At 60.5% G+C, this 23412-nt stretch carries 23 protein-coding genes and 1 pseudogene; 21 read left to right on the top strand and 3 right to left on the bottom strand.

Annotated features, from left to right (window positions below):
* Window positions 1–115: 115 nt before the first annotated feature.
* From AC1DHT_RS17610 to AC1DHT_RS17565, 10 genes are all read left to right on the top strand, one after another.
* Window positions 116–2335, top strand: coding sequence for a primosomal protein N' (locus tag AC1DHT_RS17610; protein WP_427537719.1), 2220 nt, complete (start codon window positions 116–118; stop codon window positions 2333–2335).
* Window positions 2336–2573: 238 nt separating this feature from the next.
* Window positions 2574–4310 carry an arginine--tRNA ligase gene (argS, locus tag AC1DHT_RS17605; protein WP_427537716.1) on the top strand — a complete coding sequence of 579 codons (1737 nt, stop codon included), beginning with the start codon at window positions 2574–2576 and terminating at the stop codon, window positions 4308–4310.
* A 1-nt stretch (window position 4311) separates the two neighbouring features.
* Window positions 4312–5013, top strand: coding sequence for an SPOR domain-containing protein (locus tag AC1DHT_RS17600; RefSeq protein ID WP_054595220.1), 702 nt, complete (start codon window positions 4312–4314; stop codon window positions 5011–5013).
* Between the two features lie 231 nt (window positions 5014–5244).
* The gene (gene hslV / locus AC1DHT_RS17595; protein ID WP_007899242.1) at window positions 5245–5775 is read left to right on the top strand and encodes an ATP-dependent protease subunit HslV; all 531 of its coding nucleotides are present in this window, start codon (window positions 5245–5247) and stop codon (window positions 5773–5775) included.
* 54 nt (window positions 5776–5829) lie between these two features.
* A complete protein-coding gene (gene hslU, locus AC1DHT_RS17590; RefSeq protein ID WP_427537713.1) occupies window positions 5830–7170 on the top strand; it encodes an ATP-dependent protease ATPase subunit HslU in 1341 nt (446 codons plus the stop codon).
* A 146-nt stretch (window positions 7171–7316) separates the two neighbouring features.
* Complete coding sequence (locus AC1DHT_RS17585) at window positions 7317–7697, top strand: gamma-butyrobetaine hydroxylase family protein (RefSeq protein WP_216742891.1); 381 nt, start codon at window positions 7317–7319, stop codon at window positions 7695–7697.
* A gap of 259 nt (window positions 7698–7956) precedes the next feature.
* Window positions 7957–9636: a class II poly(R)-hydroxyalkanoic acid synthase gene (gene phaC, locus AC1DHT_RS17580; protein WP_427537709.1), complete on the top strand. Its 1680-nt coding sequence runs from the start codon at window positions 7957–7959 to the stop codon at window positions 9634–9636.
* Between the two features lie 133 nt (window positions 9637–9769).
* The gene (gene phaZ, locus AC1DHT_RS17575) at window positions 9770–10627 is read left to right on the top strand and encodes a poly(3-hydroxyalkanoate) depolymerase (RefSeq protein ID WP_427537707.1); all 858 of its coding nucleotides are present in this window, start codon (window positions 9770–9772) and stop codon (window positions 10625–10627) included.
* Between the two features lie 114 nt (window positions 10628–10741).
* Window positions 10742–12424 carry a class II poly(R)-hydroxyalkanoic acid synthase gene (gene phaC, locus AC1DHT_RS17570; protein ID WP_477761417.1) on the top strand — a complete coding sequence of 561 codons (1683 nt, stop codon included), beginning with the start codon at window positions 10742–10744 and terminating at the stop codon, window positions 12422–12424.
* A 63-nt stretch (window positions 12425–12487) separates the two neighbouring features.
* Window positions 12488–13108, top strand: a complete 621-nt coding sequence (locus tag AC1DHT_RS17565; RefSeq protein WP_427537701.1) for a TetR/AcrR family transcriptional regulator — start codon at window positions 12488–12490, stop codon at window positions 13106–13108.
* Window positions 13109–13339: 231 nt separating this feature from the next.
* Here the strand turns inward: AC1DHT_RS17565 and AC1DHT_RS17560 are convergent, their stop codons facing one another.
* The 3 genes from AC1DHT_RS17560 to AC1DHT_RS17550 form a co-directional block, all read right to left on the bottom strand.
* Window positions 13340–14113 (bottom strand): phasin family protein, encoded by a 774-nt coding sequence (locus AC1DHT_RS17560; RefSeq protein ID WP_477761416.1) that lies wholly within the window; start codon window positions 14111–14113, stop codon window positions 13340–13342.
* Between the two features lie 10 nt (window positions 14114–14123).
* On the bottom strand, window positions 14124–14546 hold the full coding sequence (locus AC1DHT_RS17555) for a phasin family protein (RefSeq protein WP_054595211.1): 423 nt from the start codon (window positions 14544–14546) through the stop codon (window positions 14124–14126).
* Between the two features lie 186 nt (window positions 14547–14732).
* Window positions 14733–15008 carry a polyhydroxyalkanoic acid system family protein gene (locus AC1DHT_RS17550; protein WP_427529255.1) on the bottom strand — a complete coding sequence of 92 codons (276 nt, stop codon included), beginning with the start codon at window positions 15006–15008 and terminating at the stop codon, window positions 14733–14735.
* A 155-nt stretch (window positions 15009–15163) separates the two neighbouring features.
* Between AC1DHT_RS17550 and ubiE the strand changes: the two genes are divergently transcribed.
* The 11 genes and pseudogenes from ubiE to AC1DHT_RS17495 all read left to right on the top strand — a co-directional run bounded on the left by ubiE (window position 15164) and on the right by AC1DHT_RS17495 (window position 23368).
* The gene (ubiE, locus tag AC1DHT_RS17545) at window positions 15164–15934 is read left to right on the top strand and encodes a bifunctional demethylmenaquinone methyltransferase/2-methoxy-6-polyprenyl-1,4-benzoquinol methylase UbiE (RefSeq protein ID WP_007989286.1); all 771 of its coding nucleotides are present in this window, start codon (window positions 15164–15166) and stop codon (window positions 15932–15934) included.
* Entirely contained in the window at window positions 15934–16557 is a 624-nt protein-coding gene (locus tag AC1DHT_RS17540; protein WP_427537695.1) for a ubiquinone biosynthesis accessory factor UbiJ, read from the top strand. The genes ubiE and AC1DHT_RS17540 overlap by 1 nt, the downstream gene beginning before the upstream one ends.
* A complete protein-coding gene (gene ubiB, locus AC1DHT_RS17535) occupies window positions 16554–18158 on the top strand; it encodes a ubiquinone biosynthesis regulatory protein kinase UbiB (RefSeq protein ID WP_427537692.1) in 1605 nt (534 codons plus the stop codon). The genes AC1DHT_RS17540 and ubiB overlap by 4 nt, the downstream gene beginning before the upstream one ends.
* Window positions 18159–18239: 81 nt before the next feature.
* Window positions 18240–18638: a phosphoribosyl-AMP cyclohydrolase gene (gene hisI, locus AC1DHT_RS17530; RefSeq protein ID WP_427537690.1), complete on the top strand. Its 399-nt coding sequence runs from the start codon at window positions 18240–18242 to the stop codon at window positions 18636–18638.
* Window positions 18631–18963 carry a phosphoribosyl-ATP diphosphatase gene (locus AC1DHT_RS17525; RefSeq protein ID WP_018929162.1) on the top strand — a complete coding sequence of 111 codons (333 nt, stop codon included), beginning with the start codon at window positions 18631–18633 and terminating at the stop codon, window positions 18961–18963. The genes hisI and AC1DHT_RS17525 overlap by 8 nt, the downstream gene beginning before the upstream one ends.
* Before the next feature lie 25 nt (window positions 18964–18988).
* Window positions 18989–19270, top strand: coding sequence for a twin-arginine translocase TatA/TatE family subunit (locus AC1DHT_RS17520; protein ID WP_103317087.1), 282 nt, complete (start codon window positions 18989–18991; stop codon window positions 19268–19270).
* Window positions 19271–19280: 10 nt separating this feature from the next.
* Window positions 19281–19727, top strand: a complete 447-nt coding sequence (gene tatB, locus AC1DHT_RS17515) for a Sec-independent protein translocase protein TatB (RefSeq protein WP_103317086.1) — start codon at window positions 19281–19283, stop codon at window positions 19725–19727.
* On the top strand, window positions 19724–20518 hold the full coding sequence (gene tatC, locus AC1DHT_RS17510) for a twin-arginine translocase subunit TatC (protein ID WP_071552327.1): 795 nt from the start codon (window positions 19724–19726) through the stop codon (window positions 20516–20518). The genes tatB and tatC overlap by 4 nt, the downstream gene beginning before the upstream one ends.
* Window positions 20515–21222 carry a 16S rRNA (uracil(1498)-N(3))-methyltransferase gene (locus AC1DHT_RS17505; protein WP_427537685.1) on the top strand — a complete coding sequence of 236 codons (708 nt, stop codon included), beginning with the start codon at window positions 20515–20517 and terminating at the stop codon, window positions 21220–21222. The genes tatC and AC1DHT_RS17505 overlap by 4 nt, the downstream gene beginning before the upstream one ends.
* Window positions 21223–21451: 229 nt before the next feature.
* Window positions 21452–22510: pseudogene (locus tag AC1DHT_RS17500) on the top strand (methyl-accepting chemotaxis protein); the annotation flags it as partial.
* Window positions 22496–23368, top strand: a complete 873-nt coding sequence (locus tag AC1DHT_RS17495) for a methyl-accepting chemotaxis protein (RefSeq protein ID WP_427537951.1) — start codon at window positions 22496–22498, stop codon at window positions 23366–23368. The pseudogene AC1DHT_RS17500 and the gene AC1DHT_RS17495, both read left to right, overlap by 15 nt.
* Window positions 23369–23412 lie beyond the last annotated feature (44 nt).

The following is a 23412-nucleotide window of genomic DNA, read 5'->3' as shown; positions in this document are numbered from 1 at the left end:
ACGGCATTAAAATCCACTCGCCAGCTCTCGAACGCTTTCCTAATGGAGGACACTGCACCGACCGTCTGCTAGGCTCCGACCCTTCTTTACCGCCTGTTCAATGAGATCCCCCCGCGTGCCCGACGCCATTTTGCGCCTCGCCCTGCCTTCGCCCCTGCGCCGCCTGTTCGACTACCGTGCCCCGGCGGGAGTCCTGCGCGCGCATTTGCATCCGGGCATGCGGTTGCGGGTGCCGTTCGGCCGCCGCGAGATGATCGGGATCCTGGTGGAAGTCACCAGCCACAGCGAAGTCCCGGCCGACAAACTGAAACCGGCACTGGCCCTGCTCGACGCCACGCCACCGCTACCGGCAGCGCTGTTCAAGTTGTGCCTGTGGACTTCCCAGTATTACCAGCACAGCCTCGGCGACACCTTGAGCTGGGCGCTGCCGGTATTGTTGCGCCAGGGTGAAATGGCCGAAGCGCGCCAGGAGCGGTTCTGGTCGATCACTCCGGGCGCCAAGTTGGATGATCCGCGTATCGCCCGTGCTCCGCGTCAGCGCGAGGCGTTGGCGACGCTGGCCCAGCACCCGCATGGCGTTGCTCACCAACTGCTGAGCAAACTGATGCTGAGCAAGGACAGCCTTGACCTGTTGCTGGCCAAAGAACTGGTGCAAGTGGATATCCGCAAACACGCCCCCGGCGAGCGTCACGAACACTGGCTGGCGCAACCGGAGCTGCCGCTGAACCCGGAACAGCGCGCCGCGTATGAAGCGATCCGCGCAGGCTTCGACAGTTTCCATGCGTTCCTGCTGGCCGGGGTCACCGGCAGCGGCAAGACCGAAGTCTATTTGCAGCTGATCCGAGAAACCCTTGAGGCCGGCAAGCAGGCGCTGGTGCTGATCCCTGAAATCAACCTCGGGCCGCAGACCCTGGCGCGCTTCGAACAGCGCTTCAATGCGCGCATCGCCCTGGTGCATTCGGCGGTCAATGACCGCGAACGGCTGGAATCCTGGCTCGCGGCACGAGATGGCGAGGCCGACATTATTATCGGCACCCGCTCGGCGCTGTTCACACCGATGAAAAACCCGGGGCTGATCATCATCGATGAAGAGCACGACGGCTCTTATAAACAGCAGGAAGGTTTGCGCTATCACGCCCGCGACCTGGCATTGGTCCGAGCGCGGCAGGAAAACATTCCGATTGTCCTCGGCTCGGCGACGCCGTCACTGGAAAGCCTGCACAACGCCTACACCGGTCGTTACGGACTCCTGCGCCTGAACGAGCGCGCCGGCGGGGCGAAACAGCCACGTTTCCTGCGGCTGGACGTCAAAAGCCGTCCGCTGGACAGCGGCATTTCCGGGCCTATGCAGCAGGCGATCGGCCAGACCCTCGCTGCCGGCCAGCAAGTCCTGGTGTTCCTCAACCGTCGCGGTTTTGCGCCCACCCTGCTCTGCCACGATTGCGGCTGGATGTCCGAGTGCCAACGCTGCGATGCGCGGATGACCGTGCACCAGCGCTCCGGCGAGCTGCGTTGCCACCATTGCGGCTACGTTGAACGTGTCCCTCGGCACTGCCCGAAATGCGGCAAAGTCGATTTGCGCCCCGTAGGTGCCGGCACCGAACGCGCTGAAGAGCGCCTGGGGATTCTGTTCCCGGACTACCCGGTGTTGCGGGTCGACCGCGACAGCACCTCGCGCAAGGACGCGATGAATCAGTTGTTTGCGACCATTCAGAAAGGCCAGCCGTGCATTTTGGTCGGCACGCAGATGCTCGCCAAAGGGCACCACTTTCCGCGGGTGACGCTGGTGTCGATTCTCGATGCCGACGGTGGACTGTTCTCCGGCGACTTCCGCGCCAGTGAACGCATGGCTCAGTTGATTGTGCAGGTGGCGGGACGCGCCGGCCGCGCCGAAGAGCCGGGCAAAGTGATCATCCAGACTCACCTGGCTGACCACCCGTTGTTGGTGCAACTGACCGAGCAAGGCTATTTCGCCTTTGCCGAGCAGGCCTTGAGCGAACGTCGTTCCGCCGGGCTGCCGCCGTTCGCGCACCTGGCGCTGTTACGGGCCGAGGCGCATAAGCCGGGGCAGGCCGAAAGTTTCCTCGATGAAGCCTGCAGCGCGGCGGAGCGATTGTTGGATGAGCACACCCTGACCGGCATCGAATTGCTGGGGCCGGTGCCGGCGCCGATGGAGCGTCGGGCCGGACGTTATCGGGCGCAATTGCTGTTGCAGGCCACGGCACGGGCGCCGCTGCACCGATTGTTGAGCGCCTGGTTGCTGGCGCTGGAACAGATGCCGAGCGGGCGGGCGGTGCGCTGGTCTTTGGATGTCGATCCGGTCGATTTGTATTGATTCGGCGATTGCCATCGCGAGCAGGCTCGCTCCCACAGGGATTTTGTACCAGGCACATAATAGGTGAGCACTGCTGATCCACTGTGGGAGCGAGCCTGCTCGCGATGGCGCCCGATTTGTCACCACATATCCATAACCTGCCTGCTATGGTTGGCAAGCCCGACTTCGCAACGGATAATGCCCAGTTTTTCCACCTGCGCATTGATGCGCCGCCGCTCTGCGGTTGAAAGAGAAGACCATGAAAGACACCATTCGCCAGTTGATCCAGCAAGCCCTCACCCAACTCGTTACCGACGGTGTGTTGCCTGAAGGCCTGACGCCGGCGATTCAGGTGGAGAACTCCCGTGACAAGACTCACGGCGATTTCGCCAGCAACATCGCCATGATGCTGGCGAAACCGGCCGGCATGAAACCGCGCGATCTGGCGGAAAAAATCATCGCCGCACTGCCGGTTGACGAAAACGTCAGCAAAACCGAAATCGCCGGCCCGGGCTTCCTCAACTTCTTCCAGAACACCCAGGCCCTGGCCTCGCGCCTGGACGCAGCCCTGGCCGACGCCAGGATCGGCGTGCGCAAGGCGGGTCCCGTGCAGCGCACCGTGGTCGACCTGTCGGCGCCGAACCTGGCCAAAGAGATGCACGTCGGTCACTTGCGCTCGACCATCATCGGCGACGGCGTGGCGCGCGTGCTGGAGTTCCTCGGCGATACAGTGATCCGTCAGAACCACGTCGGCGACTGGGGCACCCAGTTCGGCATGCTGATGGCGTACCTGCAAGAAAACCCGATTACCAGCGACGAGCTGTCGGACCTGGAAAATTTCTACCGCGCCGCCAAGCAGCGCTTCGACGAATCCGCAGAATTCGCCGACCGCGCCCGTGGCCTGGTGGTCAAGCTGCAAGCCGGTGACCCGGACTGCCTGGCGCTGTGGACCAAGTTCAAAGACATTTCCCTGTCCCACTGCCAGAAAATCTACGAACAGCTGAACGTCAAACTGACCATGGCCGACGTGATGGGCGAAAGTGCCTACAACGACGACCTGATCAACGTGGTCAACGACCTCAAGGCCAAAGGCATGCTGGTCGAGAGCAACGGCGCCCAGTGCGTGTTCCTCGACGAGTTCAAGAATGCCGACGGCGACCCGCTGCCGGTGATCATCGTCAAGGCTGACGGCGGCTACCTCTACGCCACCACTGACCTGGCGGCCGTGCGCTACCGTAACGGCGTGCTGAAAGCCGATCGAGTGCTGTACTTCGTCGACCAGCGCCAGGCCCTGCACTTCCAGCAGGTATTCGAAGTGGCTCGCCTGGCCGGTTTCGTGACCCATCCAATGGAAATGGAGCACATGGGCTTCGGCACCATGAACGGCGCCGATGGCCGTCCGTTCAAGACCCGTGATGGCGGCACCGTGAAGCTGATCGACCTGCTGAACGAAGCCAAGGAACGCGCCTACACGCTGGTGAAGGAAAAGAACCCTGAGCTCGCCGAAGCCGACCTGCGCAACATCGCCAGAGTCGTGGGCATTGGCGCGGTGAAATACGCCGACCTATCCAAGCACCGCACCAGCGACTACAGCTTCAACTTCGACCTGATGCTGAACTTCGAAGGCAACACTGCGCCGTACCTGCTGTACGCCTACACTCGCGTAGCCGGCGTGTTCCGCAAACTCGGCAAGGACTTCAGCGAAGTCGAAGGGCAGATCGTCCTTGAGGCCACTCACGAACACGAACTGGCCGCCAAGCTGGCGCAGTTCGGTGAAGTGCTGAACAACGTCGCCGAAAAAGGCACGCCGCACATCCTCTGCACCTACCTGTACGATGTTGCCGGCCTGTTCTCCAGCTTCTACGAGAACTGCCCGATCCTCAGCGCCGAAACCCCGGCACAAATGCAAAGCCGCTTGCGCCTCGCCGCATTGACCGGTCGCACCCTCAAGCAAGGCCTGGAACTCTTGGGTCTGGAAACTCTGGAGCGTATGTAAGTTGGCTGCCAAGAAAAAACCAGCACCAAAGCGTGGCGCCAGCCGTTACCAAGCTCCTGCAAAAAAGCCGATTCCGGGATGGCTGTGGATGGCCATCGGCCTGACCGTAGGCGCATTCATCGTGTTCCTGATGAAGCTGGAGCCGGGTAAAGGTAGCGAAAGCGTCAAGCGCGAGAAGGTCGAGCAACAGAAAGCCAGCAAGATCGCCGAGGCCAACAAGACCCCGCCGAGCCCGACGCAGCCGGTGAAGCCGAAATATGACTTCTACACCTTGCTGCCGGAATCGGAGGTCATCGTGCCGCCGGATGCCGTGCCGGAGAAAACCCTGCCGACGCCGCAGACTGCACCTGTTGCACCGGTAACCCCGGCAGAAGCAGCGAAGATCGACACCGCGCGTGCGCAGGCGGCCCTGAGCGGCGTTACCCCGCCGCCAGCGCCACCGGTGGCGAAAGCGGCGCCGGTGACCAAGTTCTTCCTGCAGGCTGGCTCTTTCCGCAAGGAAGCCGACGCCGACAAGGTTCGTGCGCAGATCATTCTGCTCGGCCAGGCGGTTTCGGTGGAGTCCGGCACGGTGAAGGATGAGACCTGGTACCGCGTACTGGTCGGCCCGTTCAGCAACCGCGAACAGCTGACCACCGCCCAGAAACAACTGGCTGGCAGCGGCTTCAGCAACCTGTTGTTACAACAACGCCAAAGCCGCTGATCCTTTCAGTCACACCGCGTCATCGTTCATCGCGAGCAGGCTCGCTCCCACAGAATATGCACCACCCCCTGTGGGAGCGAGCCTGCTCGCGATGGCATCCTTATAAACACCACATCTCTGATTCGCTCGCACCGCTCGTCCCCTCTCCCGCCCCGCAGTTGAAAAACGCCTCACCACCCCCATATGAGTTGGGATAAGGCATTTTCGCCCCGCTGCGTGGAGACTCTTCTCTTGACCACCATCGTTTCAGTTCGCCGCCACGGCAAAGTCGTCATGGGCGGCGACGGCCAGGTTTCTCTCGGTAATACCGTGATGAAAGGCAACGCGAAAAAAGTTCGCCGCCTGTACCACGGGCAGGTCATCGCCGGTTTTGCTGGCGCCACCGCTGACGCCTTTACCCTCTTCGAACGTTTCGAAGGCCAGCTTGAAAAGCACCAGGGCCATCTGGTTCGTGCCGCCGTCGAACTCGCCAAAGAGTGGCGCACCGACCGCTCCCTCAGCCGCCTCGAAGCGATGCTTGCAGTCGCCAACAAAGACGCCTCTCTGATCATCACCGGTAACGGCGATGTGGTCGAACCCGAAGAAGGCCTGATCGCCATGGGTTCCGGCGGCGGTTACGCTCAGGCCGCAGCCAGCGCCCTGCTGAAGAAAACCGATCTGTCAGCCCGCGAAATCGTTGAAACCGCGCTCGGCATCGCCGGCGACATCTGTGTCTTCACCAACCACACCTTCACCATTGAGGAGCAGGATCTCGCCGAGTAAGCCTGTTTTGGCCTTGCGCCACGGCTCATTCTTGCTTGAGGACCGCCAATTACTATGCCAATGACTCCCCGCGAAATCGTCCATGAACTCAGTCGCCATATCATCGGCCAGGACGATGCCAAGCGCGCCGTCGCCATCGCCCTGCGTAACCGCTGGCGCCGGATGCAACTGCCTGAAGAGCTGCGCGTTGAAGTAACACCCAAGAACATTCTGATGATCGGCCCGACCGGTGTCGGTAAAACCGAAATCGCCCGTCGCCTGGCCAAACTCGCCAACGCGCCGTTCATCAAGGTCGAAGCGACCAAGTTCACCGAAGTCGGCTATGTCGGCCGTGACGTCGAGTCGATCATTCGCGACCTCGCCGATGCAGCAATCAAGCTGCTGCGCGAACAGGAAATGGTCAAGGTTCGCCATCGCGCCGAAGATGCCGCCGAAGAGCGCATCCTCGATGCACTGCTGCCACCGGCACGCATGGGCTTCAGCAACGAAGACTCCGCGCCGGCCCAGGATTCCAACACCCGCCAACTGTTCCGCAAGCGCCTGCGCGAAGGTCAGCTGGATGACAAGGAGATTGAAATCGAAGTAGCCGAAGTGTCCGGCGTCGATATCTCCGCGCCACCGGGCATGGAAGAAATGACCAACCAGTTGCAGAGCCTGTTTGCCAACATGGGCAAGGGCACGCGCAAGAGCCGCAAGCTCAAGGTCAAGGAAGCGCTGAGACTGGTGCGCGACGAAGAAGCCAGCCGCCTGGTCAATGACGAAGAGCTCAAAGCCAAAGCGCTGGAAGCGGTCGAGCAGCACGGCATCGTGTTCATCGACGAAATCGACAAGGTCGCCAAGCGCGGCAATACCGGTGGCGTCGACGTGTCCCGCGAAGGCGTACAGCGCGACTTGCTGCCGCTGATCGAAGGCTGCACGGTCAACACCAAACTGGGCATGGTCAAGACCGACCACATCCTGTTCATCGCTTCCGGTGCGTTCCACCTGAGCAAGCCAAGCGATCTGGTGCCCGAGCTGCAAGGCCGCCTGCCGATCCGCGTCGAACTCAAGGCCCTTACGCCGGAAGACTTCGAGCGCATCCTCTGCGAGCCGCATGCATCGCTCACCGAGCAGTATTGCGCCCTGCTGAAAACCGAAGGCGTGACCATCGAGTTCCAGCCCGACGGCATCAAACGCGTGGCGGAGATCGCCTGGCAGGTCAACGAGAAGACCGAGAACATCGGTGCCCGTCGCCTGCACACCCTGCTTGAGCGCCTGCTCGAAGAGGTGTCGTTCAGTGCCAGCGACCTGGCCAGCACCCACAGCGAAGAGCCGATCCGCATCGACGCTGACTACGTCAACAGCCACCTCGGCGAATTGGCGCAGAACGAAGACCTGTCCCGTTATATCCTGTAGGTCACTTCTACTGTGGTACAGGACCTGTGGGAGCGAGCCTGCTCGYGATGAGGCCATAACGTTCAACATTGATGTTGAACGTCACGCCGCAATCGCGAGCAGGCTCGCTCCCACAAGGGCCCTCACAATGACGGACGACCGGCCCCATGACGACTCCACTCCCCACCGCCATCAAACTGCACAAAGCCTCGAAAACCCTGGAGCTGCAATACGCGCCCGACGAGGTCTATCACCTGAGCGCAGAATTCTTGCGCGTGCACTCTCCTTCCGCCGAGGTCCAGGGCCACGGCAAACCCATCCTTCAATTTGGCAAGATCGGCGTAGGCCTGAACAAGGTAGAACCGGCCGGTCAGTACGCACTGAAATTGACCTTCGATGACGGCCACGACAGCGGCCTGTTCACCTGGGAATATCTCTATCAGTTGGCGCGACGATATGACGCACTCTGGGACGACTATCTTGCCGAGCTCAAAGCCGCCGGAAAGACCCGCGATCCAAACGAGTCTGTTGTCAAGCTGATGCTCTAACTCAAGGCCCGCGCTCTTTAGAGGGCATTTTCTAATTTCATCTGTTTGAATGCTGGGCTGCGGTGTCGAGGATCGGCCTGCTTGCGAAAAAAATTAAACTCGGGTAACCAATGGATCTGGCAAGTTCTGTGCAGCGCGCCTCCTGAATGAAAAAGTCAGCGATGTACAACTAACGGTCACCCGAGCGTGTACCCGGCATTTGCTGTGTGACTACACAGCAGGACTCAGGTACTCGCCTCAGGACAATGGAGCGTCGTAGATGAGTAACAAGAATAACGATGACCTGAAACTTCAAGCCTCGGAAAACACTCTTGGGCTAAACCCGGTCATCGGCTTGCGTCGAAAGGATCTGCTTACCTCTGCCCGCATGGTGCTGACCCAGGCCATCAAACAACCCATCCACAGCGTCAAGCATGTCGCGCATTTTGGCATTGAGCTCAAGAACGTGATGCTCGGTAGATCCGAGCTGCAACCGGAAAGCGATGACCGTCGTTTCAACGATCCGGCGTGGAGTCAGAACCCGCTCTACAGACGTTATCTGCAAACCTACCTGGCGTGGCGCAAGGAACTCCACGACTGGATTGGCGAAAGCAATCTGTCCACCCAGGACATCAGCCGCGCACACTTCGTGATCAACCTGATGACCGAGGCCATGGCCCCGACCAACAGCGCGGCCAACCCTGCTGCCGTCAAACGCTTCTTCGAAACCGGCGGCAAAAGCCTGCTCGATGGCCTCTCGCACCTGGCCAAGGATCTGGTGCACAACGGCGGCATGCCGAGCCAGGTCAACATGGGGGCCTTCGAAGTCGGCAAGAGCCTGGGCACCACCGAAGGCGCGGTGGTTTTCCGCAACGATGTACTGGAGCTGATCCAGTACCGGCCCATCACTGAACAAGTGTACGAACGACCACTGCTGGTGGTGCCACCACAGATCAACAAGTTCTACGTTTTCGACCTGAGCCCGGACAAAAGCCTGGCGCGCTTCTGCCTGCGCAACAACGTGCAAACCTTCATCGTCAGTTGGCGCAACCCGACCAAGGCCCAACGCGAATGGGGTTTGTCGACCTACATTGAAGCGCTCAAGGAAGCGGTCGATGTGGTCACCGCGATCACCGGCAGCAAAGACGTGAACATACTCGGCGCCTGCTCCGGCGGTATTACCTGCACCGCCCTGCTGGGCCATTACGCGGCGATCGGCGAGAAGAAGGTCAACGCCGTAACCTTGCTGGTCAGTGTGCTCGACACCACCCTTGATTCCCAGGTTGCACTGTTCGTCGACGAGCAAACCCTGGAAGCCGCCAAGCGCCACTCCTATCAGGCCGGCGTGCTCGAAGGCCGCGACATGGCCAAGGTCTTCGCCTGGATGCGCCCCAACGACCTGATCTGGAACTACTGGGTCAACAACTACCTGCTGGGCAACGAGCCGCCGGTCTTCGACATTCTGTTCTGGAACAATGACACCACCCGGCTGCCTGCGGCGTTCCACGGCGACCTGATCGAACTGTTCAAAAACAACCCACTGGTCCGCGCCGATGCACTGGAAGTGTGCGGCACGCCGATCGACCTCAAGCAGGTCACGGCAGACGTCTATTCCCTGGCAGGCACCAACGACCACATCACACCGTGGAAGTCGTGCTACAAATCGGCGCAGCTGTTCGGTGGCAAGGTCGAATTCGTGTTGTCCAGCAGCGGCCATATCCAGAGCATTCTGAACCCGCCGGGCAACCCGAAATCCCGTTACATGACCAGCACCGACATGCCGGCCCATGCCAATGACTGGCTGGAAAACTCAACCAAGCACACTGACTCCTGGTGGCTGCACTGGCAGGCCTGGCACGCCGAGCGTTCGGGCAAGCTGAAGAAAGCCCCGACCGTACTCGGCAACAAGACCTATGCGGCAGGTGAGGCATCACCGGGGACTTATGTGCATGAACGTTAACTGACACATGTGGGAGCGAGCCTGCTCGCGATAGCGGTGTCACAACCAACAAAAGGGTTGAATGTGCCGCCGTCATCGCGAGCAGGCTCGCTCCCACAATGAAAATGAGACATCGACCCACAGGGCTTGAAGCATGCCGCAACCGTTCATATTTCGTACTGTCGACCTGGATGGTCAAACCATCCGCACCGCGGTACGCCCCGGCAAGCCTCACTTGACGCCCTTGCTGATTTTCAACGGCATCGGCGCCAACCTGGAGCTGGTGTTTCCGTTTGTCCAGGCACTTGACCCGGACCTGGAAGTGATCGCCTTCGATGTCCCCGGTGTCGGCGGTTCATCGACGCCTACCCACCCTTACCGCTTTCCCGGCCTGGCCAAGCTGACCGCACGGATGCTCGACTACCTCGATTACGGGCAAGTCAACGTGGTCGGTGTTTCCTGGGGCGGGGCACTCGCCCAACAGTTTGCCTTCGACTTCCCCGAGCGCTGCAAGAAGTTGGTGTTGGCAGCGACGGCGGCGGGCATGGTGATGGTGCCGGGCAAACCGAAAGTGCTGTGGATGATGGCCAGCCCCAGACGCTACATCCAGCCATCCCACGTGATTCGCATTGCGCCGCTGATTTACGGTGGTTCGTTCCGTCGTGATCCGAACCTCGCAGCGGAGCACGCGAGCAAAGTGCGTTCGGCGGGCAAGCTTGGCTACTACTGGCAGCTATTCGCGGGCCTGGGCTGGACCAGTATTCACTGGCTGCACAAAATCAATCAGCCGACCCTGGTGCTGGCCGGTGACGATGACCCGCTCATTCCGCTGATCAATATGCGGATACTCGCCTGGCGTATTCCCAATGCCCAGCTACACATAATCGACGACGGCCATTTATTCCTGATCACTCGGGCTGAAGCCGTCGCACCGATCATCATGAAATTTCTCCAGGAAGAACGCCAACGGGCGGTGATGCATCCGCACCCGGGGTCGTTCGGCGGCACATAACGTACTGCGTATGTCGACAGGCGTGTCGAAAGCCGCAAGGGAGGTCCGAAGCGACTATGGTGTCTATTCGGAATTGATGTACTTGTTGATGGCTTGACGAAGGAGTGTTGACTCATGCGAGACAAAAAAGCGCCGGGCGCCTTCCCTCCACCCGCCGCATTCATCAATGCCCAGAGTGCGATTACCGGTCTGCGCGGCCGGGATCTGTTCTCGACTCTGCGCAGCGTCGCCGCCCATGGCTTGCGCCACCCGGTACAGAGTGCCAAACACGCACTGGCATTGGGTGGCCAGCTGGGCCGGGTACTACTGGGCGAGACCCTGCATCAGCCCAACCCTTCGGACAGCCGCTTCGCCGACCCGAGTTGGACCCTCAATCCGTTTTACCGACGTGGCCTTCAGGCTTACCTGAGTTGGCAGAAGCAGATCAAAAAATGGATCGATGAAAGCGGCATGCCCGCCGATGACCGTGCACGCGCGCACTTTGCCTTTACCCTGCTCAATGACGCGGTCTCACCGTCCAACACGTTGCTCAACCCGCTGGCGGTCAAGGAGCTGTTCAACTCTGGTGGCCAAAGTCTGGTGCGCGGTCTCAGCCATCTGCTCGACGACTTGATGCACAACAACTGCCTGCCCAGCCAGGTGACCAAGCACGCCTTCGAAGTCGGCAAAACGGTAGCCACCACCACCGGTGCCGTGGTGTTTCGCAACGAACTGCTGGAGCTGATGCAGTACAAGCCGATGAGCGAAAAGCAGTACGCAAGGCCGCTGCTCGTGGTGCCGCCGCAGATCAACAAGTACTACATTTTCGACTTGAGCCCGCACAACAGCTTCGTCCAGTTCGCGCTGAAAAACGGCCTGCAGGTGTTCATGATCAGCTGGCGCAACCCGGATGTCCGTCATCGTGAATGGGGCCTGTCGAGTTACGTTGAAGCCGTGGAAGAAGCGCTGAATGTCTGCCGGGCGATCAGCGGCAGCCGCGAGGTCAACCTGATGGGCGCCTGCGCCGGCGGCCTGACCATCGCCGCTCTGCAAGGACATCTGCAAGCCAAGCGGCAGCTGCGTCGGGTCTCGAGCGCGACCTATCTGGTGAGCCTGCTCGACAGTGAACTGGAAAGCCCGGCGACCCTGTTTGCCGACGAACAAACCCTCGAGGCGGCCAAGCGACGCTCCTACCAGAAAGGCGTACTCGAAGGTCGCGACATGGCCAGGGTCTTTGCCTGGATGCGCCCCAACGACCTGATCTGGAACTACTGGGTCAACAACTACCTGCTGGGCAAAGAGCCGCCAGCCTTCGACATTCTCTACTGGAACAACGACAACACTCGCCTGCCGGCTGCCTTTCATGGCGACCTGCTGGACTTCTTCAAGCACAACCCGTTGACCCATCCTGGCGGACTGGAGGTCTGCGGTAMGCCAATCGACTTGCAGAAAGTCAACGTCGACAGCTTCAGCGTCGCCGGGATCAACGACCACATCACGCCTTGGGATGCGGTGTACCGCTCGACACTGCTGCTGGGCGGCGAGCGGCGCTTCGTGCTGTCCAACAGCGGCCACGTGCAGAGCATTCTCAACCCACCGAGCAACCCCAAGGCCAACTATGTCGAAAGCCCGAAACTGAGCAGCGATCCACGGGCCTGGTACTACGACGCCAAACACGTCGATGGCAGTTGGTGGAACCAGTGGCTGGTCTGGATTCAGGAACGTTCCGGTGCTCAGCGCGAAACCTTGATGGCCCTTGGTAACCAGAACTATCCACCGATGGAAGCGGCGCCAGGCACCTACGTACGCGTACGCTGAACTCTCCCCCGTGCCACGGCCTGAAGTGTCGGCCGTGGCCTGACGAATCACTAAGAAGACTGGATGAAAACCCGCGACCGGATTCTTGAATGTGCCCTGCAGTTGTTCAACCAAAAGGGCGAGCCGAATGTCTCTACCATGGAAGTTGCCAATGAGCTGGGGATCAGCCCCGGCAACCTCTACTACCACTTTCACGGCAAGGAGCCGCTGATTCTCGGGTTGTTCGAGCGCTTTCAGGGTGAGTTGACGCCATTGCTCGATCCACCGTCGGACGTGCAACTGGCACCGGAGGATTACTGGCTGTTCCTGCACCTGATCGTTGAACGCCTGGCGCACTACCGCTTCCTGTTCCAGGACCTGTCGAACCTGGCCGGACGTTTGCCGAAACTGGCCAAGGGCATCCGTAATCTGCTCAATGCCCTCAAACGCACATTGGCCTCGTTACTGGCGCAGTTGAAGGCTCAGGGGCAACTGGTCAGCGATACCCAGGCACTCGGGCAACTGGTGGAACAGATCACCATGACCTTGCTGTTTTCCCTGGACTATCAGCGGATTCTCGATCGCGAAGGCGAAGTACGCGTGGTGGTCTACCAGATCATGATGCTGGTGGCGCCGCACCTGCCGCCGTCGGCGAAACTCGCAACCGAGCAGTTGGCGTTGCAGTATCTGGAAGAGCATGACTGAAGCAACACCGCCCCTGTAGCAGCTGGCGAAGCCTGCGTTCGAGTGCGCAGCAGTCGCAATCCGGATAGCACAACCTACCTGATAAAACCGGGTGACCGATTTACGACGACTTCGTCGCCGAACGCAGCCTTCGGCAGCTGCTACACAGGTTGGCGAGCCACTCAGCTTTTGCGGCACAAACAAAAACGCCCGACCTTCGCAGGCCGGGCGTTTTTGCGTGCCCTGGGTTAATCAGGACTGACTGGTTGGCGCCGATGGGGTTGGCGCTACAGTCGGGGTCACAGCAGGGGTTGGCGCCGCGGCGGAGTTCGCCGGGCTGACCGGTGCTGCCGGTTTGGCGGCAGCCACTGCTGGTTTCGGTGCAGCCGCTTTCGGGGCTGCTGGCTTCTTGGCGGCCGGTTTCTTCGCAGCAGCCGGTTTGGCTGCTGGCTTGGCCGCTGCAGGTTTGGCTGCCGCGGTTTTAGCTGCCGGCTTCGCTGGCGCTTTCGCCGCTGGTTTGGCAGCCGGTTTCGCGGCAGCTTTTACCAGGGGTTTGGCGGCAGTTTTCGCGGCGGGTTTGGCTGCTGCCGTTTTAGCGGCAACAGGCGCAACCTTGGCACCGGTGAGTTTTTCGATTTGCTTGGTCAGGGTATCGACCTTGCTGTGCAGCGCTTTGACTTCATTGCGGCTTGGCACGCCAAGACGCGAAATCGCGCTGTTCAGACGCTTGTCGAAAGCCCCTTCCAGTTCATCCCACTTGCCCAGCGCGCGATCTTTGACACCACTGATACGCGACTTGGCCGATTGAGCGGAGTCTTTGGCAGCGTCGACAGTTTTGCCGACAGCGCTCTTGGTGAGCTTCTCGGCTTTCTCGCCATCTTTAACCAATGACTCGAAGAGTTTGCTGCCGTCAGTGTCGATCTTCGAGTACACGCCTAAACCAGCAAGCCAGATTTTGCGGGAGTAGTCTTCGACTTTCCCAATCCACGAGCTGCCTTYTTTCTCGGTGTTCTTTTTGCCAGCCATCCCGTTCTCCTTAATGTTTACGCGCGACGCGTTCGAGCAATGCCGTCAGCTCATCGAGCTTAGCAGAGAGTGTCTCAACGTCATGTTTAGACGGAATGCCGATACGATTCAAGGCACTTGCAACACGCGTGTCGAAAGCCTTCTCGACTTTGTCGAGCTGAACTTCGACTTTGCCTTTGAAGGTACTGACTTCACTCTTGGCTTCATCAATCTCGGCATTGGCCGCTTCAAGCTTCTCGGCAACGACTTTTTTGCCTTTCTTTTCAACAGTTTGACCAGCCTTGATCAACTCCTGAAAGTACTCGCTGCCTTCCTGGCCGACCTTGGTGTAGGCACCCAGGCCTGCCAGCCAGATCTTGCGGGCATAGGATTTCACCTCGTTCAACGCAGTCGGCTGAACGTCAGTTTTTTTCTTCAAAGTAACTTTGGCCATGGTGCACCTCACGCGCAGAAGGTTTGAGGAACTGCCCGTCAAGCGTCGGGCTCAGGCACAACGTAGTGAGAAAAATTAGAAACGGCACCCTAACAACTGACACAAACAATGCGAATGACAGCGTTCTATTGTGGGAGCGAGCCTGCTCGCTCCCACAGGGTTCTCATTCCACAGAAAGAATGAGAGTCAGACCAGCGCTTTATCGAGGGCTCTTTCGATTTCCGACTTGATGGTGCCGCTCATGGCTGACATCAATAGACCGAGTTCGACATCGACCCTGATCGAGGTGTCGCCCACATAGACCGCACCTTTGACCCCGGAACGCTTGAGGTTCAGGGTGTCGCCCGACCACTGAGGTTCCAGGCCATATTGCGCGGCCAGTTTCTCCGCCAGTTTGTCCGCCTTCTCGCGGGCTGCTTCCTTACCCAGGCCGTGGGTACGCTCAACACTAATATGGGCCACTGAATGACTCCTGCTTTATCGGGACTTGCCTCAAGCATTCTGACCCCTGCTGCGTCAAAACGTCCGGGCGGTTGCCTATCTTACCTTCAGCCTTGCCAAGACAAAGCATGCCTTGGGGATTAGAATGTCGCGCATTCTCTTTTGGTGACAGCGATATGACTGATCAGCGCAAAGGCAGCGATGCCGAACCCACCACTCACTTCGGCTTCAAAAACGTTCCGGAAAGCCAGAAAGCGGAAAAAGTCGCTGAGGTTTTCCACTCGGTAGCCGCCAAATACGACCTGATGAACGACCTCCTGTCGGGCGGCATGCACCGTTTGTGGAAGCGTTTCGCGATCGAACTGTCGGGCGTTCGCACCGGCAACCGCGTGCTGGACATCGCCGGCGGCACCGGCGACCTGACCCGAAAGTTCTCGCACCTTGTCGGTCCGACCGGCCAGGTCGTGCTCGCCGACATCAACGAATCCATGCTCAAGGTTGGTCGTGACCGCCTGCTGGATCTGGGTGTGGCCGGCAACGTCGAATTCGTTCAGGCCGACGCTGAAAAGCTGCCGTTCCCGGACAACCACTTCGACTGCGTGACCATCGCGTTCGGCCTGCGCAACGTCACTCACAAGGAAGACGCCCTGCGCTCCATGCTGCGGGTGCTCAAACCGGGCGGTCGCTTGCTGGTGCTGGAGTTCTCCAAACCGACCAACGCACTGATGTCCAAGGCCTACGATGCCTACTCGTTCGCCTTCATGCCGTTGATGGGCAAGCTGATCACCAATGACTCGGAAAGCTATCGCTACCTGGCCGAATCGATCCGCATGCACCCGAACCAGGAAACCCTGAAGTCGATGATGGTTGAAGCCGGTTTCGACCGCGTGACCTATCACAACATGACCGCAGGCATCGTCGCCCTGCACCGCGGCATCAAACCCTGATGTTGCTCGCCGGCCTGCTCGCCAGCGTCGAACTCGGCCTCAACCGGGTGCTGCGGCTCGACAGCACGGCGCTGCCGCGTCTGGCGCCGTTGAACGGCAAGGTGATTGCCGTCGATTGCCGCAGCCCGGCGTTGCAGATGTTCATTGTGCCCAGCGACGAAGGCCTGCTGCTGGCAGCACACTGGGCCGCGGACGCCGACTGCACCTTGCGCGCACCGGCGGCAAGCCTGCTCAAGCTGGCTTTGAGCAAGGACAAGACGGCGGTCCTGCATGGCCCTGACGTTGAACTCGACGGCGACAGCGGCGTGCTGCTGGCGCTGGCATCGGTCCTTCAGGACCTGGAGCTGGACTGGGAATACGAACTCTCGCGCTGGCTCGGCCCGGTCGCCACGCAACTGCTGGGCGGTCACTTGCGCAGCCGCGCACGCTGGTATCAGCAGGGTTTCGCCAGCCTGAACCAGAATCTTGCCGACTACCTCGCCGAAGAATCGCGGGCCCTCGTCGGCCAGCGCGAAGCCGAAGCGCGGTTTAGTGAACTGGACCAGATCAAACTTGATCTGGAACGTCTTGAGGCGCGTTTCGAGCGTCTTTCCCGATCCCTTGATTCAAGCGATAACGCATGAAGCTGCTTGCCGTCCGCCGTTTGTTGCGCATCCAGCGCGTCGTGATCCGCTACCGCCTCGATGACCTGCTGTTCGCCCTGCCATTGCCGTGGTTCCTGCTGGGGCTGCGTTATGCGCTGCCGTGGCGCTGGTTTCCGCGTAAAACCCTGGACCTGAGCCGGGGCGCGCGCTTGCGGCTGGCCTTGCAGGACCTGGGGCCGATTTTCATCAAGTTCGGACAGATTCTTTCGACCCGCCGCGACCTGCTGCCCGAAGACATCGCCGATGAGCTGATGCTGCTGCAGGACCGTGTGCCGCCGTTTGACTCGCAGGTAGCGGTCAAGCTGATCGAAGAACAGCTGGGCAAGAAAATCAACGATGTGTTCAGCCGATTCGACATCGAGCCACTGGCTTCGGCTTCGGTGGCGCAAGTCCATGCGGCGCAGTTGAAAAGCGGCGAAGAAGTGGTGGTCAAGGTCATACGCCCGGGCCTCAAACCGGTGATCGCGCAAGACCTGGCCTGGCTGTTCATCCTCGCCCGCGCAGCGGAAAAACTCTCCGCCGACGCCCGCCTGCTGCACCCGGTGGAGGTGGTCGGCGATTACGAAAAGACCATCTTCGACGAACTCGACCTGCTGCGCGAAGCGGCGAATGCCAGCCAGCTGAGGCGTAACTTCGACGGCTCGCCGCTGCTATACGTGCCGCAAGTCTACTGGGACTGGTGCCGGCCAAAAGTGTTGGTGATGGAGCGTATCTACGGGATTCAGGTCACTGACCTCGCGACCCTCGCCGACCAGCGCACCGACATGAAAATGCTCGCCGAACGTGGCGTGGAGATCTTCTTCACTCAGGTGTTCCGCGACAGCTTCTTCCACGCCGACATGCACCCCGGCAACATCTTCGTCAGCACCGTGCAGCCGTGGAGCCCGCAGTACATTGCGATCGACTGCGGGATCGTCGGCAGCCTGACGCCTGAAGACCAGGACTATCTGGCACGCAACCTGTTCGCTTTCTTCAAGCGTGACTATCGCCGTGTCGCCCAACTGCACATCGATTCGGGTTGGGTGCCGGCAGAAACCAAACTCAACGAATTCGAAGCGGCAATCCGTACAGTCTGCGAACCGATCTTCGAAAAACCGCTCAAGGATATTTCCTTCGGCCAGGTGTTGATGCGCCTGTTCCAGACGGCACGTCGCTTCAACATGGAAGTGCAGCCACAACTGGTTCTTTTGCAGAAAACCCTGCTCAACATCGAAGGCCTGGGCCGTCAGCTGTACCCGGAACTGGACCTGTGGAACACCGCCCAGCCGTTCCTCGAACGCTGGATGCGCGAGCGTGTCAGCCCGAAAACCTTGCTCGGCAACCTGCACAATCAGGTCGAGCAACTGCCGCACCTGGCCAACATGACCCGCGACCTGCTTGATCGCCTGTCGCAGCCGCACGCCGTAAACCCGCAACCGGCCTGGCATCGCCGCTCGGACGACTGGTTCCTGCGTCTGCTCGGCACCGCGCATCTTGCGGGCGGCGCGATCCTGCTGGCCGGCGGTCCCCTGGACGGACTCGGCCATTGGCCCGGCGCGATCATGGTGGCCGTGGGCTTGTATCTGATCGTTCGACGATAGCCAGCCGCGCTGCACGCTGGCACACTGTTCCAACGCCAGGGTTCCACTACTGAAGTGTCGAGCCCGCTGTCGGAGTCGAAGATGAAAGATTGGCTGGACGAGATCAAATGGGACAGCGACGGCCTGGTGCCGGCGATCGCCCAGGACCATAAAACCGGGCGCGTGCTGATGATGGCCTGGATGAACCGCGAAGCGCTGGAACTGACCGTCGCCGAGAACCGCGCCATCTACTGGTCACGCTCGCGTGGCAAGCTATGGCGCAAGGGCGAAGAGTCCGGGCATGTGCAAACCCTGCATGAGATGCGCCTGGACTGTGACGCCGACGTGATCATTCTGATGGTCGAGCAGATCGGCGACATCGCCTGTCATACCGGCCGTCAAAGCTGCTTCTACCGCGTCTATGAAAACGGCGACTGGAAAACCGTCGACCCGGTGCTCAAGGACCCGCACGCCATCTATTCGGACCACAAACATGACTGACACCCTGACCCGTCTGGCCCAAGTGCTGGAAGAACGTAAAGGCGCTGCCGCCGACAGCTCTTATGTCGCCAGCCTTTACCACAAGGGCTTGAACAAGATTCTGGAAAAAGTCGGCGAAGAATCGGTCGAGACGATCATTGCTGCCAAAGACGCCGCCATCAGCGGAGATTGCAGTGATGTAATCTACGAAACCGCTGACCTGTGGTTCCATAGTATGGTCATGCTCGCCCAACTGGGGCAGCATCCGCAGGCCGTGCTCGATGAACTGGACCGCCGCTTCGGCCTGTCCGGTCACGTCGAGAAAGCCTCGCGCCCGTCCGCCTGAATAACGATTAGAGAGGAGCAGCAACATGGGCATTTTTGACTGGAAACACTGGATCGTCATCCTGATTGTCGTGGTACTGGTATTCGGCACCAAAAAACTGAAAAACCTCGGCACCGACGTCGGCGAAACGATCAAGGGCTTTCGCAAAGCCATGAACGACGAAGAGAAGCCTGCCGAACCCGTCGTGCCGCCGACCACTGCACAGCCAACAGCGCCGGTGCAGCCACAGGCCTCGACACTGAAAGAGCCGCACACCATCGACGTGCAGGCCCATAAAGTCGAAGAGCCGACCCGCAAAGACTCGTGAGCGCAGACTAATGTTCGGTATCAGCTTCTCTGAACTGCTGCTTGTCGGCCTCGTTGCCCTGCTGGTGCTGGGCCCCGAGCGCCTGCCGGGCGCTGCGCGCACCGCCGGCCTGTGGATCGGACGCCTGAAGCGCAGCTTTAACGCGATCAAACAGGAAGTTGAACGTGAAATCGGTGCCGACGAGATTCGCCGGCAACTGCACAACGAGCACATTCTGTCGCTGGAACAAGAGGCCCGCAAAATCCTCAATCCAGCCCAGCAGCCGACACCAGTCGAGACGGTAGCCGAGCAGACGGTCCAGGCGCCTGCGCCTGCTGCCGAAACTGCAGCTGTCGCAACACCGGTCGAGCCGCCTCCAGCGGTCGTTGCCGCACCACCGACAGCCCCTGTTACTCCTGCGGCGGCAACCACTGCGCCGGCTCCCCACGACCCAACACTGCCGCCGCGAGCCCCATGAGCGATATTCCAGAGAACGACCAGCACATGCCGCTGGTTTCGCACCTCACCGAGTTGCGTACTCGCCTGCTGCGCTGCGTCGCGGCGATTTTCCTGATCTTCGCCGGGTTGTTTGCCTTCACCCAGCAGATCTACACCTTCGTCTCGATACCGCTACGCCAGTATTTGCCAGCCGGCGCGACGATGATTGCCACCGACGTGTCCTCGCCATTCCTGACGCCGTTGAAGCTGACCATGATGGTCTCGCTGTTCCTGGCGATCCCGGTGATCCTGCATCAGATCTGGGGCTTCATCGCGCCGGGCCTGTACAAGCATGAAAAGCGCATCGCAGTGCCGCTGCTGGTATCCAGCATCCTGTTGTTCTACACCGGCATGGCGTTCGCCTACTTTCTGGTGTTCCCGCTGATCTTCAAGTTCTTCGCCTCGGCCACTCCGGCGGGCGTGGAAATGATGACCGACATCACCAGTTACCTGGATTTCGTCATGACGCTGTTCTTCGCCTTCGGCGTGGCGTTCGAGATCCCGGTGGCCGTAGTGCTGCTGGTGTGGATCGGCGTGGTCGACGTCAAATACCTGAAGAAGATCCGCCCGTACGTGGTCATCGGCTGCTTCGTGGTCGGCATGATCCTGACCCCGCCGGACATCTTCTCGCAGACCCTGCTGGCCGTGCCGATGTGGCTGTTGTTCGAGATCGGTATCCTGTTTGGCAGCCTGGTCAGCAAACGCGAAAAACCGGCGGATGACCAGCCGGCTGACGATCACAACGACCAGCCGCCAGCGACTCAACCGTGAACCTGCTGCTCCTCGAAGAGGCCGATTTCATTGCGGCTGACCGGGTGATCCTGCGCGATCGCCGACTGACCCACATGCAGGAAGTCCACCGCTGTGAAGTCGGCGACAGCCTGCGGGTCGGGCGGATTGGCGGATTGATGGGCTCAGCCGAAGTGCTGCGCCTGGAAGCCACCGAAGCCGAACTGCGCGTCACCCTCGACCAGCCGCCACCGGCCAAGCTGCCACTGACCCTGCTGCTGGCCCTGCCACGGCCGAAGATGCTGCGCCGAGTGTTCCAGACGGTGGCCGCCATGGGTGTGCCGCGAATCGTGCTGGTGAACAGCTATCGGGTCGAGAAGAGCTTCTGGCAGACACCGTTCCTCGAACCCGAGGCGATCCGCGAGCAACTGATCCTCGGTCTTGAACAGGCTCGCGACAGCGTGCTGCCCGAGATCGTCATCGAGAAACGCTTCAAGCCCTTCGTCGAAGACCGCCTGCCGGCCATCGCCGACGGCACCCTCGGGCTGATCGGCCATCCCGGCCAGTACCCGCCCTGCCCCCGCGGGCTGGATGAACCGGTGACCCTGGCCATCGGCCCGGAAGGCGGCTGGATCCCCTACGAAGTCGACCTGCTGACCAAGGCCGGCCTGCAACCGGTACAGCTCGGCGACCGCATCCTGCGGGTCGAAACCGCCGTCACGGCCCTGCTTTCGCGGTTGTTCTAAGACAACCCTGTGGCGAGGGAGCTTGCTCCCGCTTGGGCGCGAAGCGGCCATCGCTTTTTTCGAGCAAGAACGCATCCACCGACTTTACGACTGCTTTGCAGCCGAACGGGAGCAAGCTCCCTCGCCACAAGTGACTGCCAGCCCAGACATTAGCGGCCTACAGATCTCCATCGGTCGGCCGATAGTCTCTCTATAAATCCAATTAACGTGGTCATAGGGAGTCCTAAGCATGTACCGATGGTTAGCCGAACACCTGGGAAATGTGAGCGTCAATCGCAAGCTTGGCATCGGCTTTGGCCTGGTGTTGCTCCTGACCCTGCTGATCACTGTGAATGGCTGGACGGGCATGAACAGCATCATCAGCCGCGGTGACAAGCTCGGGTACATTTCCAGCCTCAATGAGCTGACCAAAGACCTGCGCATTGCTCGTCTGGACTATGAAATGCGTCGCGGCGAACAAGGTCCGGCAGCGGTCAGCGACTTGTTGGGCAAGCTTGAAGAGGGCCTGCAAGGCGCCCTCAAGGTGATCGTGCAACCGGCTAATGTGGCGATGCTCAATCAGCAGGTTGAAGCCGTCAGCGAGTACAGACACGCCTTTGCCGACATGACCCAGGCCACCACCAACCGCGAAGCGGCCCGCGCCAAACTCGGAGCCAGCGCCGACAACGCTGTAGCTCGCATGGCAGAAGTCGAAAAGGTCCTGCTGCAAGGCGACAGCGTCACCCAGTTCAACAGCGTCATCGAGCTGGGCAAGTTGATCCAGCAAGCACGCTTCCAGGTGCGCGGCTACACCTACAGCGGCAAAGTCGAGGCTGAGCAACCGGCGCTGGACGCCATCGACAACGCCTTGAAGTACCTCAAGGCCCTGCCGGAAAAACTCCCGGAACAGCACACCGCCAACCTGCAACAAGCCACCGACTCGTTGATCGCCTACCGCGCGGCCGTCAGCCAATACCGCGATTCCCAGGTGGCCAGTGCCACCGCCCTCAAGGACATGGCCAAGCAAGGCGACTTGCTGTTCGAGCTGAGCAAGAAACTTACCGCCGCACAAACTAACGTACGTGACACCGAAGCCACCCATGCCAAAAACACCCTGCTGCTGGTGACCGCGCTGGCACTGGCATTCGGCCTGCTCGCTGCCTGGGCCATCACCCGGCAGATCATCATCCCGCTGAACCAGACTCTTGAAGTTGCTGAACGGGTGGCTGCCGGCGACTTGACTCACAATCTCATTTCCCAGCGTCGCGACGAACTCGGCCAACTGCAACGCGCTATGCAGAGCATGACCGTCGGCCTGCGTGAACTGATCGGCGGTATCAGCGAAGGCGTGACACAGATCGCCAGCGCTGCCGAAGAACTCTCTGCCGTGACCGAGCAAACCAGCGCCGGGGTCAACAACCAGAAGATTGAAACCGACCAGGTGGCCACCGCCATGAACGAAATGGCCGCCACCGTGCAGGAAGTCGCACGCAACGCCGAGGAAGCGTCGGAAGCCGCCGTCGCCGCCGACCAACAGGCCCGCGAAGGCGACAAGGTGGTCGGCGAAGCCATCGCCCAGATCGAACGCCTGGCCACTGAAGTCGGCAACTCCACTGAAGCCATGGGGCATCTCAAGCGTGAGAGCGACAAGATCGGCAGCGTGCTGGACGTGATCAAGTCCGTGGCCCAACAAACCAACCTGTTGGCCCTCAACGCCGCTATCGAGGCAGCACGGGCCGGAGAGGCCGGACGTGGTTTTGCCGTGGTCGCCGACGAAGTGCGCAGCCTGGCGCAACGCACCCAGAAATCCACCGAAGAGATCGAAGAGCTGATTGCCGGCCTGCAAAGCGGTACTCAGCAGGTCGCCACCATCATGGACAACAGCCGTAGCCTCACCGACAGCAGCGTGGAGCTGACTCGTCGCGCTGGCGGTTCGCTGTCCACTATCACTCGCACGGTCTCGGCGATTCAGGCGATGAACCAGCAGATCGCCGCAGCCGCCGAACAACAGAGCGCCGTGGCCGAGGAAATCAACCGCAGCGTGCTGAACGTGCGGGACGTTTCCGACCAGACCTCGGCCGCCAGCGAAGAGACCGCGGCCTCCAGCGTCGAACTGGCACGGCTGGGCACCCATCTGCAGATGCTGGTGGGCAAGTTCAGGGTTTGAAGTGATGCAGATGCCTCGGTTGGCTTGGGACCGAGGTGATGCCA

This window comes from Pseudomonas sp. 05N432 (assembly GCF_056396945.1).
Note: the sequence above shows the minus strand (reverse complement) of the source record. Positions and strands in the feature narration are given on the sequence as shown.

Coding starts and splice junctions, on each gene's coding strand:
- argS (WP_427537716.1), top strand. CDS start 2,574: ATGAAAGACACCATTCGCCAGTTGATCCAGCAAGCCCTCACCCAACTC.
- hslU (WP_427537713.1), top strand. CDS start 5,830: ATGCCAATGACTCCCCGCGAAATCGTCCATGAACTCAGTCGCCATATC.
- AC1DHT_RS17585 (WP_216742891.1), top strand. CDS start 7,317: ATGACGACTCCACTCCCCACCGCCATCAAACTGCACAAAGCCTCGAAA.
- phaC (WP_427537709.1), top strand. CDS start 7,957: ATGAGTAACAAGAATAACGATGACCTGAAACTTCAAGCCTCGGAAAAC.
- phaZ (WP_427537707.1), top strand. CDS start 9,770: ATGCCGCAACCGTTCATATTTCGTACTGTCGACCTGGATGGTCAAACC.
- AC1DHT_RS17565 (WP_427537701.1), top strand. CDS start 12,488: ATGAAAACCCGCGACCGGATTCTTGAATGTGCCCTGCAGTTGTTCAAC.
- AC1DHT_RS17555 (WP_054595211.1), bottom strand. CDS start 14,546: ATGGCCAAAGTTACTTTGAAGAAAAAAACTGACGTTCAGCCGACTGCG.
- ubiE (WP_007989286.1), top strand. CDS start 15,164: ATGACTGATCAGCGCAAAGGCAGCGATGCCGAACCCACCACTCACTTC.
- AC1DHT_RS17540 (WP_427537695.1), top strand. CDS start 15,934: ATGTTGCTCGCCGGCCTGCTCGCCAGCGTCGAACTCGGCCTCAACCGG.
- ubiB (WP_427537692.1), top strand. CDS start 16,554: ATGAAGCTGCTTGCCGTCCGCCGTTTGTTGCGCATCCAGCGCGTCGTG.
- hisI (WP_427537690.1), top strand. CDS start 18,240: ATGAAAGATTGGCTGGACGAGATCAAATGGGACAGCGACGGCCTGGTG.
- AC1DHT_RS17525 (WP_018929162.1), top strand. CDS start 18,631: ATGACTGACACCCTGACCCGTCTGGCCCAAGTGCTGGAAGAACGTAAA.
- AC1DHT_RS17520 (WP_103317087.1), top strand. CDS start 18,989: ATGGGCATTTTTGACTGGAAACACTGGATCGTCATCCTGATTGTCGTG.
- tatB (WP_103317086.1), top strand. CDS start 19,281: ATGTTCGGTATCAGCTTCTCTGAACTGCTGCTTGTCGGCCTCGTTGCC.
- tatC (WP_071552327.1), top strand. CDS start 19,724: ATGAGCGATATTCCAGAGAACGACCAGCACATGCCGCTGGTTTCGCAC.
- AC1DHT_RS17495 (WP_427537951.1), top strand. CDS start 22,496: ATGCAGAGCATGACCGTCGGCCTGCGTGAACTGATCGGCGGTATCAGC.